This is a genomic window from Methylococcus sp. EFPC2 (assembly GCF_016925495.1).
Taxonomy (GTDB): domain Bacteria; phylum Pseudomonadota; class Gammaproteobacteria; order Methylococcales; family Methylococcaceae; genus EFPC2.
Map to the genome: position 1 here is coordinate 3,594,228 of NZ_CP070491.1, position 14,310 is coordinate 3,608,537.

A 14,310-nucleotide genomic window follows, 5' to 3' on the forward strand; every position below is an offset into this window, starting at 1 on the left:
CTAGTTAGCCTGGATGGCAACGTTAGCACAGCATTCCCGGCCCGTCCAGCCGCATAGGCGGGCGGGCCGGGGGTTTGCCTATCAGATGTGGGCGTCTATGAAGGCGGTCAGTTGCGATTTGGACAAGGCGCCTACCTTGGTGGCTTCCACCTCGCCGTTCTTGAACAGCATCAGGGTCGGAATGCCACGCACGCCGTAACGCTGGGGCGTCGCGGGATTGTTGTCGATATTCAGCTTGGCCACGGTCAAGCGACCGGCATATTCCTTGGAGATTTCATCCAGCACCGGCGCGATCATCTTGCAGGGCCCGCACCACTCGGCCCAGTAGTCCACCAGGACAGGGCCAGAGGCCTTGAGTACCTGGCTTTCAAAATCATCGTCGCTCAAATGCAAGAGGTTTTCGCTCACGGGAATCTCCGGGGGTTGTTGGTGTCGGAAGCAGCGGGGGCCGGGCCTGCCGGCCGGTGGGGGCGCTAAGTCGGGCCATTTCAGCTCAAAGCCGTCGAGATTTCAAGCCATACGGAGAACCGCTCTTTTTCCTTATCGGGCGCCTTTTCTCTACAGACGAGGGCTCCGGGTGTCCGGCGGCGTTGTCCGGCTTTCGGACACCGTCCGGAATCCGGAGGGTGTCCAGCCTAGTCCGATGGCCTTGGGTGAGCGAAATGCTGACTGGCAAACTGCCAGCCATCTTGGCATGCTGAGCGCACTTGCTTGATGCAAGCACTTCGGCGGCACTGACGCCGCCGCACTCAGCGACACACAACCCCATAGGAGGACGGAACCATGGCCGATCATTTGCAACACGGCACGTTCAGTTGGAACGAACTTTTGACGACCGACGTAGACGGCGCCAAACGCTTTTACGGCGCGCTGTTCGGCTGGCAGTTCGACGAAGTCAACCCCGCCGGCTTCCCTTATTACCTCGCCAAACTCGACGGCGGCGAGCGCGCTGGCATCATGGCGGTCCCGCCTTCGGCGCAGGGCGCACCGCCGCATTGGGGCAGCTACGTCACGGTCGACGACGTCGATGCGACCGCGGCCAAGGTCGTCGAACTGGGCGGCCAAGTCTGCGTGCCGCCGATGGACATACCGGGTGTCGGCCGCTTTGCCATCGTCACGGACCCGCAAGGCGCAAACATCGGCGTGATCACCTACGTTCCCTGCCCCGGCGACTAGCTGGCTAGGGTAGGGCGAGCCCGGGCTGTACCCGCGCCCGGGCTCGTCTTGTAATTCGCCCGTTGCTGGCCGCAGGAAGCCGCCTTTCGGGGTATGCGGCAAGCACCGGCAGTAGGGCATTTTGGCTAGCCCGCGCGGATAAGGCGGCCCGAATCGAAAGGAGGTGATATGCGCGTGTTATTTTTTGTAGTCGTCCTGATGAGCCTGGCATTCGAGGTGATGGCGCTGGACCAGCCCCATGCCTCGGCCGGCGCCGCGGCGCGTATGCGAGCGGCCGCCGAGCACGTGCTCGCGACGCTACCGGAGCCCGCGCGCAGCAAAGCGCTCCGCCCGTTCGACGATCGCGACCGCTACGACTGGCATTACATCCCGCGCGAGCGCAAGGGGGTGTCGTTCAAAGACCTGGATGCGAACGGCCGGGCCGCCGTGCACGCCTTGCTCAAGCAGGCCTTGTCGGCGGCCGGCCATGCCAAGGTCGTCAACATCATCGAACTGGAGCTGGTGCTGCGCGAACTCGAAGCTTCCGGCCCCATCCGCGATCCCGAACGCTATCACCTGACGATCTACGGCACACCGGACCCGAAAGCGGCGTGGGGATGGCGCTTCGAAGGACATCATCTGTCCCTCAACTTCACCCTGGCCGGCGACCGCCTGGCCGTGGATACGCCGAGCTTTTTCGGCGCCAACCCGGCGACCGTACGCCAAGGACCGAAAAAAGGCCTGCGCGTGCTCGCCGACGAGGAAGACGAAGCCCGCAAGCTGCTGGCATTGCTCACTCCGGAGCAGCGCGCTACGGCGGTTTTCAGCCCTAAGACCTACGGCGAGATCGTGACCGGCGCCGCCGAGCAAGTAACCCCGCTGGACCCGGTCGGCGTCGCCGCCGCACAACTGGACGACAAGCAGCGCGCGCAGCTCATCCGCTTGATAGCGGTCTATGCCGATAACTTCGAGCCCGGACTCACGGCGGCCCGCATGACGAGGGTCCGCGAAGGCGGAATCGAGAATATCCGGTTCGGCTGGGCCGGTTCGACGGAGCGCGGTCATCCCCACTATTACCGCGTACAAGGCCCGCTGTTCCTGATCGAATACGACTCCACCCAGAACGACGGCAACCACATCCACAGCGTCTGGCGCGACTACACGGGCGACTTCGGCCGCGACCTGCTGCGCGATCATTATCTGGCGACGCGGAGCACCGGCACCCCCGATGGCCACCGCCACCCTTGATCGCTCAACGTATGGGAAGGGCGGCGCGACCTCGGTTCCATCCAGAATGCCCTGATCGCGGAGGGACGCCCGGAGGCGAGTTCAGCCGCCGGCCACGCGCTGTACCGGCATGAGCTCGCGGAAATCCTCGATGGCGGTGAATTCGTCGATAGGCCGGCTGGGCCGAGTGCTGTCGTGTTTGCGCACGGCCACCAGATGGTGCAATCCATGGGCGCGGGCGGCGCGCAGCACCGGCAGGCTGTCGTCGACCATCAGGGTGCGGCCGGCGTCGTAAGCCTCGACTTCAGCCAGGGCGTGCCAGAATTCGGGCGCCTCCTTGGGCGCGCCGAGATCGTGCGAGCTGACGATGTTGTCGAAATACACGCCCAGGCTGGTTTTCTCCAGCTTGAGTCCCAGGCTCTTGCGGTGGGCATTGGTGACCAGCACCAGCCGCCGGCCGCTGTCGCGCACCGCCTGCAGAAACTCGGTCGCATGGGGCAAGACGCCGATGAGTCCGGCGATTTCCTGTTTCATCCCGGCGATGTCCAGTTCGAGTTGCTCGGTCCAGTAGTCCAGGCAATACCATTCCAAACGCCCTTCCATGGCCTTGAAGCGCGGCTGCAAAACCAACTTCGCCTCCGCCGGCGTCAGGCCATGGTGTTCGGCATAGCGCTGCGGGACGAATTCCAGCCAGAAATGGTTATCGAAGTTCAAGTCCAGCAAGGTACCGTCCATGTCCAGGAATACCTCGTCGATGTCGCTCCAAGTTATCATGCGCTACCATCCAGAGCCCAGATTCGTATCCAGCGAGACCCCGCCATCGTGAGTAGTCCGATAGAAGGAAGTTATTACACGCCGATTATGAGGGAGCCCTCGCGATTTCTGAAAGACATCGTTGAGTTGAGCCGCGAGGCGGGCGGCGAAATACTCAAGATCTACCACTCCAACTTTCGCGTCGCAGAAAAGGACGACCATTCGCCCTTGACCGCGGCCGATCTGGTTTCCCATCAGCGCCTGTTGCGCGGACTGGAGTCGCTCGCTGCGGTCTATCCCGTGCTGTCGGAAGAATCCGCCGCAGTGCCTTACGCAGAGCGACAGGCATGGGAGACCTATTGGCTGATCGATCCTTTGGATGGCACCCGCGAATTTGTCAAGCGCAACGGCGAATTCACGGTCAACGTCGCGCTCGTCCACCAGGGTAAACCGGTGCTGGGCGTCGTCCATGCGCCGGTGCTGGGCGCCTCCTATTTTGCCGCCGAAGGTTGCGGAGCCTTCGTGCAGCGAGGGGATGATTTGCCGCACGAGATCGCCGTGCGCACCCCGGCGCCGGCCCGCATCACCGTGGTCGGCAGCCGCTCCCATTGGACGCCCGGCCTGGAGGCTTACCTGGAGCGGCTCGGCGGGTACGAGCTGAGGTCCATGGGCAGTTCCCTCAAGTTTTGTCTGGTGGCCGAAGGGGTGGCCGACCTGTATCCACGCTTGGGCCCGACCTCTGAATGGGACACGGCGGCCGCGCAGTGCGTGGTGGAGGAGGCGGGCGGGGCGGTGGTGGATCTGGACGGCGAGCCTCTGCGCTACAACGGCAAGGAGTCTTTGCTCAATCCCTACTTCCTGGTCTATGGCGACAAGTCGCGCGACTGGAGGGACTATTCCGCGGGTCTGCGCGGGGCGGCGACGCCTCGGCCAGCACGGCATCCGCCGCTCGATGCGGCCGGAACTCAGCGCTTCGCCCCCCTATAAGCGTTCCCGCATCCGCCGACCGACAGGCCATGGCTATCAGGCTGTCGGTTAACCCCCCTCCAGGGTGTCCGGCTAAGCCTTGAACTGGTCCTTCTGCCGTCTTAGCTGAGCGAATCTTGCACTGTCGCCCGCGCGCAGGAAGGGATTGGTCTCCAGTTCCTCGCTCAGCATTGACGGCACCGTCGCTTCATTCCGCGTTCGGGCCTCATCGACCCGTTTCATGCGCTCGATGAGGGCCACGTTGTCCGCTTCGACGGTCAGCGCGAAACGGCCGTTGGCCTGTGTGTATTCGTGGGCACAGTAGATGAGGGTGGCCGGCGGCAGGTCGCGGATTTTGCCGAGCGAAGTCCACATCTGTTCGGCCGTGCCTTCGAACAATCGCCCGCAGCCCAAGGCGAACAGGGTATCGCCGCAGAACAGCGCGTTCGCCGCGGTGAACCAGTAGGCGATATGACCGCGCGTATGGCCCGGGACCTCCAGCACCACGGCCGACTGTTCGCCGATGGGGATCCGGTCGCCCTCCTTCACGGCCACGCCGATGCCGGGTATGCGCGCCCGGTCGCCGGCGTAGCCGACTATGGTGCAGCCGGTGCGCGCCTGCAGTTCCAGATTGCCGCCGACGTGATCGCCGTGATGATGGGTGTTCAGCACGTGGCTCAGCCGCCAGCCCCGCCGCTCCAGGGCGAGCAGGACGGGTTCGGCTTCCGCCGGGTCGACCGCGGCCGTCGCGCCGGAGGCCGGGTCGTGGATCAGATAGACATAGTTGTCCTGCAGCACCGGGATCTGCACGATCTCAGCGGGGGATGTCTCGGTTCGGTCGTTCATGGTTCATGTCCCGGATCGGTGGTCGACGCGCGGTAATACTGCCAGCGATACCAGCTACGGCCCACCAGTTCGTGCAGGGCCAGCCAGGTTTTCAGCAGCGATTCGGCGCTCGGCAGCCAGTTGAGCGGATTACCGGGGGCGTAAGGGCGGTGGAAGCCGGTGGGTGCGGGGATGGTCTTCAGGCCGGCCCGCGCGAAAGCTTCCTGGGCACGCGGCATGTGCCAAGCATGGGTGACCAGCAAGGCCTCGCCTATGCCGGCTCCCTTGAGTATCGCGGCGGAAAAACGGGCGTTCTCGTAAGTGTTGGTGCTCCTGCTTTCCAGCCACCGGACTTCCACGCCGAACTCGTTCAGCACGGATTTCATGAGCTCGGCTTCGGGGACCGGTTCGCCGAGCACCGCACCGCCGCTGACCAGGATGGGCAGCCCGGTCTTCTTGTGCAGCCAGGCAGCGTAGCGCGCCCGCTCCAGACCGAAGCGGTAGAGCGTGTCTCCGCCGTATTCGGGCGCTTCGACATAGCGGTCTGCCGCGAGCACCACGATGGCCTCGGCCGCGCTGTGCTCGAGCGGCACCGGCGGGTAGGGTTCCAGATGGCCGCGCAGCCAGGTCGCGGTGGCCGGGACGCTGCTCAGATACAGGGTGCCCAGGCCCAGCGCGAGAAAAAAGGACCGCTTCGCCGGGGCACGAACCAGCAAGGCCAGCAGCAACAAGAGCAATGACAAGCCGGGCGGAAACAGCAGCGATTGCAGGCTCGCCGAAATCAAAAAGGCGTCGGACATTTCAATTCGTTGTTCAGTGGGCCATCTCTCGGTGCGAGCGGCCGGCCCGACGCGAGCGCCGGCCCGGCCGCTGCCGATCAGGACGATTTCTCGCCTTTCAGCAAGCGGGCGATGTCTTCCTTGCCGAAGCCTATCTTGCGCGCCACCCGGTCGGCGTGGCTGACCGTCGATACGCCCTCGACCAGGCGATAGGTCGGTTGGTCGTTCTTGAACTCCACCTGCCGTGTCAGGCCTGTCTGCCGTTTCTGGAAGCGCTCCACCAGTTCGTGATTGTGGGTGATCAATATCGTGGTGGCGCCTTTTTCGCGGAAGCCGTCCAGGATGTCGCTGGAAATGGCGATTTTTTCCTCGTGCGTCGTCCCTTCCGACAACTCGTCCAGGATCACCAGGCTGCGAGCGCTGGAGGCCAGGAAGATGGCCTTGGTGCGCTTGAGCTCGGCGCCGAAGCGGCCTTCGCCGTCGCCGAGATGGCTGATCTCGGGCACCTGATAATAAATGCGGTCGGCCACCGTCAGTTCGGCCGATGCCGCCGGCACGTAGCCGCCGATCTGGGCCAGCAGCTGGCTCTGCGCCAGGGTCTTGCAGAACGCGGTCTTGCCTCCGCTGTTGGGGCCGGTGACGAACAGCAAGCGTTCGTCCGTCAGGCTCAGATCGTTGGCGACGTAGTCCGGGGCACCCTTGCCCAGCACCGGATTGCGCACGCCTTTGAGCTTGATCGAGTGATGCGTGCCGGGCAGCAGTTTCGGCAGGCACACCGGGTGGCCGTAGGCCTCCTTGAAGTTCAGCATGCTCGCCAGTTCGTCCAGCTGGCCCAAGGCATCCAGGGCGGCCTGCACTTCGGGCGAGCGTTTGAAAATGTCGCGCAGCGGATAGATGCAGCCATCGCGGTCGAATCCGCCGACGATGGGCACGTAGACCATCCCGAGCGGCAGCAGGAAGAGCCAGAATACCGGCGCGACGGACGCCGCCAGATCGAGCACGATGGGCGCGAATTGCATGAGCGCCACCAGCACCAGGATCAGCAGGGTGATGGCGAGCGGTTTGAACAGCGTGGGTTTGAAGGCGACGGCCGGGATGTACCAGCGTTTCTCGGAACGGGTCAGCAAGCCTTTCTCGCTGCGGTACACCGGCCCCCGCATCAACTCATGGGCGCGGCTTTTGGAAAATTCCCGCAGGGTTTGCAACAGCTCGCGCAGATAGCCGCTTGCGACCTCCGGAAAGACCTCCACCTGGCCGGTGAGATTCAGCAGGAAGCGCGTGCCTTTGCGGTATTGATCGTAGCCGTAACCGCCGAATTCCAGTTCGTGCGCCGGCCGCCCGGCCAGGCCGAGAAATTCGCCGTACAGCAGCGCCCAGAAATCCGCCTCCCCGCGCGCGGCTTCGTTAATCATCTGGTTCAGCGCCAGACCCAGCTCGGGGCGTTTTTCCAGCTCCCCCAGCGCGTCCTGTTTGGCTCGTATCTGTTCCGCGTCGTCCAGGGGGCGTGCCAGAGAACGGTACAAAACGGCCTGTCCGATGCGGGTTTGCGTGTGGTTCAGCGCCTGAAACAGCGGCTCCACCTCGATGGTCTGAAAATTCGTATCGTCGATCACGCCTTCGCCGTAAGCCGCCGGTGCAACCGACGGGATGCCAGGAGGGCGGGTGGAGTCGCCCTGTAGCAGGGGCGGGTACGCTGTGCTCATGTAAAGATCTCCCGGGATGGTGGGTGCTTTTTACCCGTAGCGGCGCCTTATGAAAAGGGCTGCGATTCGCCGCGTCGGTTTCATTCCGCCGCGGCTTTAAACAATTCCACCCGGTTGCGACCGGATAGCTTGGCGCGGTAGAGGGCCTGGTCGGCCCGGCGCAAGATCGCGCTTACACCGGCGTCGGACTGAGCGATGCCGGTGACGCCGATGCTGACCGTGAAGGGTATGTGGCCGTCCGCAAAGCGCACCGGCGATGCCTGCACCAGGCCGCGCAAACGTTCGGCGCGCGTCATCGCGTCTTCCGGTCCGGTTCCGGTCAGGAGCACGACGAACTCTTCCCCACCCAGACGGCCGGCGATGTCGCTTTCGCGCAGATCGCGGGACAGGACGGCCGCGAAGTGCTTGAGCACGGCGTCGCCGCCCTCATGGCCGTGCGTGTCGTTCACCTGCTTGAAATGGTCGAGATCCAGCATCAGCAGAGAGGCGACCTGCTCGGGTTGACGGCGCAGGCGGGCCAGTTCGGCTTCCAGGCGGGTGAGGAAATGCCGGCGATTGGCCAGCCCGGTCAGTCCGTCGGTGGTGGCCTGGGCGACCAGCTCGGCTTCTAGGCGCTTGCGCCCGGTGATGTCTTCCTTGATGCCGACGAAATGCGTGACCGCACCGCCCGCGTCCAGGACCGGGGTGATGGTGAGCTGTTCGGTATACAGTTCGCCGTTCTTCTTGCGGTTGATCACCTCGCCGCGCCATTCCCGACCGCCCTGTATGGATTTCCACATCGCTTGGTAGAAGGTCTGGGTCTGCTGGCCGGACTTGACCAGTTCGGCCGGATGCCGCCCGATGGCCTCGCTCATGCTATAGCCGGTGAGCCGGGTGAAGGCCTTGTTGACCCATTCGATGCGGGCGTCGGGGTCGGTGATGACGATGCCGTCGCCGGCCGATTCCAGCGCCACCGCCAGTAGCCGCAAGCGCTCCTCCACCCGCTTGCGCTCGGTGATATCGCTGCGGGTGCCGGACATGCGCGAGGGCTTACCGTCCCGGTTGCGGCTATTGAGCCGGCCGCGATCCTGCACCCAGACCCAATGGCCTTGTTTGTGGCGCAAACGGTATTCGCAGTCGTAATAGTCGAGTTCACCCGCGAAGTGGCGGCGCAGCAGCGTTTCGGCGTGTTTCAGGTCGTCGGGATGGGCGAGTTCGCGCCAGGTTGCGATGCCTACGGGGTGCAATTCGTCCAGGGTATGGCCGGTGATCTCCGCCCAGCGCGCATCCACGGTCAGCCGGCCGGTCGGTATGTCCCATTCCCAGGTGCCGACCTGCGTGCCTTCTATGAGCGACATCACCCGCGCGTGCTCGTCATCGAGCCGGCGTTTGGCTGCGAGCAGACGCACCGCGAGCGCCAGGACCAAGGCCGCCATCGTGGCCGCGGCCAGGATCGGCCAACGATAGCGGCGCCAAACGTCGGTAGGGGTAAATTCCGGTGTCTGCTCGAAAGGCGGCAGGCGCAGCGTACGCAGCAGGTTCTCCACGGAGCGGTAGTCCGCCGGGATGGTGAAGCCGTGTATGCCCATGCGCTGCGCGACCTCGCCTCCCTGGGGCAAGCTCAGCAAGGCCGCCGTGACCTTGCGGGCCAGGTCGGAATCGCCGAAGTTGAGGGCCGCGAATGCCCATTGCGGATACAGGCGGGTGGATACGGCGTGGGGGAAGTCCGCCAGCTCTTGCGGATTGACGATGCGCAGCCGGCTCGGATCGAGCTTGCCTTCCTTCGCCATGGCTTCCAGCAGGCCGGTACGGACGAATCCGACTTCGGCGCGGTTTTCCAGCACCGCGCGCACGGTGTTGTCCTGGGGCAGGCCGGCTTCGATCAGGCGTGTCTCCGGGGACAGTCGCACGCCGGCGAGTTCCAGTTCATAAGTCTGGGCCTGGTAGCCGCCGAGCGACTCGCGGGTACTGTAGGCTATCCTCCTGCCTTTGAGGTCGGCGAGTGTCGCGATATCGCGCCGTTCGCTCAGGGTGAATATCACGCCGCCGTAAGCATCCTGGGCCTCGCCGTTGGCCTGGGCGACCAGGGTGGCGAGCGGAGAGGATAGCCCGTTGCGGTAGGCGAGCTGTACGTAGTGGGCGGGCTGGGTCAGAACGAAATCCAGTCGGCGTTCGCGGATCGCCTTTTCCAGTCCCGCGAAGTTCAGGGCGACCAGATCAAAGCGCGTGCCCGGTATGGCATGCTCCAGGTAGCCGGCCAGCGGCTGCCAGCGAATCTGGGTGTCTTCTTCGGCCCGGTAAGCCAGTATTCCCAGGTGTAAAACGGATTCCGCCCGGCCGTTGTCGCATTGAAGAAGCAGAAGCAGGGATAAGCACAGTCGTTTCCATGGTCCGCTCATCGTTGGTCCTCTTCCATTAACCTGCCTAGGCACTCCGCCGGCTCGGGCTTGCCGTAAAGATAGCCCTGCAGGACGACCTCTGCCCGGCTGTTGAGGAATGCGGCCTGCTCGGCCGTTTCCACGCCTTCGGCAACCACTTTCAGCCGCAAGTGCCCGGCAACCGCGAGTATGGCCTCCACCAGCGCGGCATCGTCCGGGTCGACCGGCGCATCCTGCACGAACGTCTTGTCGATCTTGAGTTCGTGGATGGGCAGACGTTTCAGGTAAGCGAGGGAAGAATAGCCGGTGCCGAAATCGTCGATGGCGAAGCGTATGCCCAGTTCGGCCAAGTCGTTCATCTTGGCGACGATTTCGTTCGGATTGTCGATCAGCACGCCTTCGGTCAATTCCAGGGTGATGCGCGAGCCGGATATGCCGTGCTCCCTCAGGCAGGCTTTCAGCCAGGCCGCGAAATCCGCCTTGCGGAAATGGCGCGGACTGATGTTGACCGACATCACGCCGTCCCGGCCAGCCAGGAAGCGGCAGACTTCGGTCAGCACCCAGCGGTCCAGTTCGACGATGAGACCGGTTTCCTCCGCCACCGCGATGAACGTTCCCGGCGCGAGCAGTCCGCGCCGAGGATGCTGCCAGCGCAGCAATGCTTCGGCGCCGACCCGCGTTCCGCTGGAATCGACCTGGGGCTGCAGGTAAAGCCGCAATTCCCCGGCGGGGACGGCGGTGCGCAGTTCACGCTCGACCTGAAAATACTGTTCGGCGGCGGTGCGCATGTCGGATTCGTAAAATGCGCTCTGGCTGTCGCCCGCGCCCTTGGCACGGTGCAGGGCGGTATCGGCGCGGCACAGGATATCGTCCGGTGTGTCCGCATCATCTTCCGGAAAGAGGGTGATGCCGATGCTGGCGCCGACCACCAGTTCGTCCTGTCCGATCTGCAAAGGCCGGCGCAGCCCGGCGTGGATCTTTTCCGCGCTCGTCATCGCCTGGTGAGCGGCCTGCTGGCCGTCGCCGGACTGCAGGAGCAGCACGAACTCGTCCGAGCCTATGCGCGCCAGGACATCGCCCGGCGCCAGCAGGCCGACGAGGCGTTCGACGAATTTGCGCAGCACTTCGTCGCCGCGGGCATGCCCGCGGGCGTCGTTGATGGTCTGGAAACGGTCGATATCGAGCACCATCAGGCCCTGCGTACGGATGTCGCGTCGAATCGCGGCCAGTTGCTTCGCCAAACGGTCGCGCACGAGGGCACGGTTGGGCAGTCCGGTCAGGGCATCGAAATAGGCCAGCCGTTCGATCCGGGCTTCGGCTTCCCGCAGCCGGGTGATGTCCTGGAGTGCCAGCAGATAATGGCTGATCATGCCCTTTTCGTCGCGCACCGGCGCGGCGATGGCCCGGTCGATGCGTTCACTGCCGTCCCGGCGATGATTGCTCAGTTCGCCTTGCCAGTTCTCCCCCAGGCGCAAAGCCTGCCGCATGGCGTCGTAGTGGATATCGGCGACCCCGTCTGCGGCCTGGAAGTGTAAGGGGCGCCCGATGATTTCGTCCCTGCTGTAACCGCTGCTTTTCACGAAGGCATCGTTGACGTATTCGATGCGCTCACCGGCGCCCGTGATCAATATGCTTTCCGGGCTTTGTTCGACCGCTTGGAAAAGCCGGTTCATCTGCGCTTCCCGAGCACTCAGCTCGGCCGCCATCCGGCGCCTTTGGATGGCGATGGCCGCGGTGTGGGTGTAGTGATCGATCAGTTTTTGCTGGGGCGGCTGACGGAAGGCCGGTGTGCGGCTGTAAATGGCGAAGGTACCCAATACCCGGGCGTCGGCGTCCAGTATCGGGGTCGACCAACAGGCGGCCAGGCCATGGTGGAGTGCGAGTTCGCAATAGTCGGCCCACAAAGGATCGGTCGCGATGTCTTCGACCGCGACCGGCTTGACGAAATAGGCCGCGGTTCCGCAAGAGCCTACCTTGGGGCCGATGACGATGCCGTCGATGGCGCTCGTATAGTCCGCCGGCAGGTTCGGCGCTGCGCCGTGGTGCAGGCGCACGCCGTCGGAGGACAGCAGGAGTATGGAAACCAAAAGCCCCGGCGACTGGGCTTCGAAGCCTCTGGCCAGGGCGTCCAGGATGTCCGGGAGGGGGCGGTCCGAGGCCACCATTTCCAGCACCCCGGCCTGATGGGCCAGCAAGCGCTCGGAGAGGCGTCGCTCCTCTTCTTCGGCGACATTGGTCAGCAGCGCGCCGAGCTGGCAAGCGAAAGCGATTTCGTGCGGGCGCCAGGCATGCGGTGTGTCGACATGTTCCAGGCAGAACACGCCGATGACCCGATCGCCCACCCGCAGCACCACGTCGAGCATGGAAACGATGCGGTTGGGCTTGAGATAACCGTCCCGGTAGCCGGTCAGCCGCGGGTCGCTCATCGCGTCATCGGCGTCGATGTAGGTGGCCTGCTGCAGCGCGGCGAACTCGTCGGCGAACTGCTTCTGCTGCAGGACTGCGCCTTGCGTATGGCTGCGGGCGGGCGAGTCGTAGTGGTCTATGCAGTACAGCAGGCTGTCGCCCTCGCGCAGCAACCAGACGTTAGCCCTGGCCACCGCAAAAAACTCGCTGGCGGCTTCCGTCATCATGCGGCTGAAACCGGCGAAGTCGCTGAGATTCGTGGTGTGGCGCACCAGCCGGGCGACGATGTCGTTTTGTTGCCGGAAACGCTCCACGCGGTGCGCTTGCGCGGCGTCCATTTCCGCCAGGCGCTGCGCCATGTCGTGCAGCGCCAGGCCGAGCAGCGCGACTTCGCCTGCCCCGCCCGTAGCCGAGGGTACGTCGAATTCGCCGCCGCCGATGCGGCGCGCGGTGGTCGCCAGTTCGGCCAGCGGACGGGCCAAGTGCCGGTTGAGCCAGCCGATTTGCAACAGCGTCAGCAGCACGACCGTGGCGATGCTGGGGGCGTGCCGGACCAGGTTGGAGACGGCGGCTTCGGCAAGTTCGCGATGGATGTCGTATTCCAGCACCACGGCGCCGCGCCGACGGCTGACGAGTTCGCCTGCATCCGGCGGATGGTTGTAGGGCATGAGCACGCTCAATCGCGTGCCGTCGCCCTGCCACTGCTCGTTCACCAGCGCGCCGTGCACGGTTCGGGCGAAGCGCGCTACGTTCCAGCTCGGCCGGACGTCCCCTATGGCGCGGTTTTTCCAGTCGACCCGCTGGGCGAACAATACCGTGCCGTCGGGCGAGACCAAGGCCGCCAAATCCACGCCGCTCCGCTGCGCGGCATGCAGCATGATTTCCCGCTCCAGATCGTCGGTATTGTGCTGCGGCAGTGCCCGTTCCGCTTGCCGCGCAAAGCGGGCGGATGCCTCCCTGGCTTGTGCCGTGACCTGCGATGCGAGTTCCCGGCGATATTGCTGGTGAGTCAGGTAGAGCGAGCTTGCGATGCCGGCCAGCATCGCGGCCGACATCAGCAGGGGGAGGGTCAGGCGCAGTGGCCACCGCGACCAGCTAGGGCGCAAGCTCATAAGGGTTCGGGGGCGACGAAATCGGGAACGGCGAGACTGTCCAGGGCGTCTTCTGCGCTGAGGAGGCCGCTACCGACCATGAGTGTCGAAAGCGCGCTGGCCGACTGGATGAGGGACGGCGAGTTGCCGCCGAGCCATTCGAGGTTTTCCGAGCGGTCGGGCAGGCTGAGTCCCTTGTAAACCGAGTAGACGTCATGTGCCGGAACGCCCAGCCGCGGCGCCATGCGGCGGACCGCATCCTGCGGGCTGCGGCGAAAATAGTCGAGCGCCCGGAAGTGTGCCTCGACCAGGGTGCGGACGTCTTCCGCCTTGTCCTGGAGGGCTCGTGGTGTGAGCGCCAGCACGTCCAATATCAGGCCGGGCACGCTGCGGCTGTCGTACAGGCGGACCGCACCGGTTTTCTCCAGCCGGACGGAGGTCGGGGCATAGCTCACCAAGGCATCCACCTGGCCCGACTCCCAGACGGATTCGTGTCGGGCTACCGGCTGAGACGACACCTGCACGTCCCGCGGCGACAATCCCCCCGCCTCCAGGGCCGCGGTGAGCATCAGCGCGCCGGCGGCACTGCTTTCCACCCCGATGCGCAGACCGCTCAGATCGCGCAGGGCGGCGATGCCGGGCCGGGCCAGCACCACGTCCGCGCCGGCCGATATGTCCAACACGGCCACTACTGAAATCGCCAGCCCTCCGGCCCGTACCCGCAAGACTTCATCGAGGGTGAGCGCCGCTCCGTCCACCAGTCCGGCCTGGAGCGCATGCATGGAGTCGGTGGCGGTGAGCGTTTCGACCAGCCGCACGGGCCGGTTTTCCAGCCAGCCCAACATGCGCGCGAGAAACAGGAGTTCGTAACCCGGCCATACATGTCCGGCCACGCGCAGCGGATCGTGGCTAGTGCAGCCCTGCAGCCATCCGCCGAGCGTCAAGGCCGACAGGGCCGCCAGGGCCCGGCGGCGGCCCGGTGACGGCGGGTTGGGGAGGGGCGGCAGCGGCCCGTGCGTTCGGAGGGGCATGGCGTTCGCGATCGTTA

The 14,310-nt window shown here is 64.9% G+C and carries 11 protein-coding genes; 3 read left to right on the forward strand and 8 right to left on the reverse strand.

Translation table 11 applies throughout. The annotated features are described in order from the left end of the window. Positions 1-81: 81 nt before the first annotated feature. Complete coding sequence (gene trxA, locus JWZ97_RS15340) at positions 82-408, reverse strand: thioredoxin TrxA (RefSeq protein ID WP_205430990.1); 327 nt, start codon at positions 406-408, stop codon at positions 82-84. Between the two features lie 375 nt (positions 409-783). Between trxA and JWZ97_RS15345 the strand changes: the two genes are divergently transcribed. Together JWZ97_RS15345 and JWZ97_RS15350 are read left to right on the forward strand one after the other, a co-directional pair. Then, on the forward strand, positions 784-1,176 hold the full coding sequence (locus JWZ97_RS15345; RefSeq protein ID WP_205430991.1) for a VOC family protein: 393 nt from the start codon (positions 784-786) through the stop codon (positions 1,174-1,176). A 168-nt stretch (positions 1,177-1,344) separates the two neighbouring features. Continuing rightward, entirely contained in the window at positions 1,345-2,403 is a 1,059-nt protein-coding gene (locus JWZ97_RS15350) for a DUF3500 domain-containing protein (protein ID WP_205430995.1), read from the forward strand. An 81-nt stretch (positions 2,404-2,484) separates the two neighbouring features. On the opposite strand, the gene yrfG is transcribed toward JWZ97_RS15350, so the two are convergent. Next, positions 2,485-3,156: a GMP/IMP nucleotidase gene (yrfG, locus tag JWZ97_RS15355; RefSeq protein WP_205430997.1), complete on the reverse strand. Its 672-nt coding sequence runs from the start codon at positions 3,154-3,156 to the stop codon at positions 2,485-2,487. A 48-nt stretch (positions 3,157-3,204) separates the two neighbouring features. Here yrfG and cysQ point away from each other — a divergent pair, with 48 nt between their 5' ends. Further along, on the forward strand, positions 3,205-4,122 hold the full coding sequence (cysQ, locus tag JWZ97_RS15360) for a 3'(2'),5'-bisphosphate nucleotidase CysQ (protein ID WP_240342371.1): 918 nt from the start codon (positions 3,205-3,207) through the stop codon (positions 4,120-4,122). 72 nt (positions 4,123-4,194) lie between these two features. On the opposite strand, the gene gloB is transcribed toward cysQ, so the two are convergent. From gloB to JWZ97_RS15390, 6 genes are all read right to left on the reverse strand, one after another. After that, the gene (gloB, locus tag JWZ97_RS15365) at positions 4,195-4,947 is read right to left on the reverse strand and encodes a hydroxyacylglutathione hydrolase (RefSeq protein WP_205430999.1); all 753 of its coding nucleotides are present in this window, start codon (positions 4,945-4,947) and stop codon (positions 4,195-4,197) included. Beyond that, a complete protein-coding gene (locus JWZ97_RS15370) occupies positions 4,944-5,726 on the reverse strand; it encodes a YdcF family protein (RefSeq protein ID WP_205431002.1) in 783 nt (260 codons plus the stop codon). Before JWZ97_RS15370 ends, gloB begins: the two co-directional genes overlap by 4 nt. A gap of 77 nt (positions 5,727-5,803) precedes the next feature. Continuing rightward, entirely contained in the window at positions 5,804-7,408 is a 1,605-nt protein-coding gene (locus JWZ97_RS15375) for a DNA mismatch repair protein MutS (protein WP_205431004.1), read from the reverse strand. Between the two features lie 80 nt (positions 7,409-7,488). Continuing rightward, on the reverse strand, positions 7,489-9,786 hold the full coding sequence (locus JWZ97_RS15380) for a diguanylate cyclase (protein ID WP_205431014.1): 2,298 nt from the start codon (positions 9,784-9,786) through the stop codon (positions 7,489-7,491). Then, on the reverse strand, positions 9,783-13,283 hold the full coding sequence (locus tag JWZ97_RS15385) for an EAL domain-containing protein (RefSeq protein ID WP_205431016.1): 3,501 nt from the start codon (positions 13,281-13,283) through the stop codon (positions 9,783-9,785). Before JWZ97_RS15385 ends, JWZ97_RS15380 begins: the two co-directional genes overlap by 4 nt. Next, positions 13,280-14,293, reverse strand: a complete 1,014-nt coding sequence (locus JWZ97_RS15390; protein WP_205431018.1) for an ABC transporter substrate-binding protein — start codon at positions 14,291-14,293, stop codon at positions 13,280-13,282. Before JWZ97_RS15390 ends, JWZ97_RS15385 begins: the two co-directional genes overlap by 4 nt. Positions 14,294-14,310 lie beyond the last annotated feature (17 nt).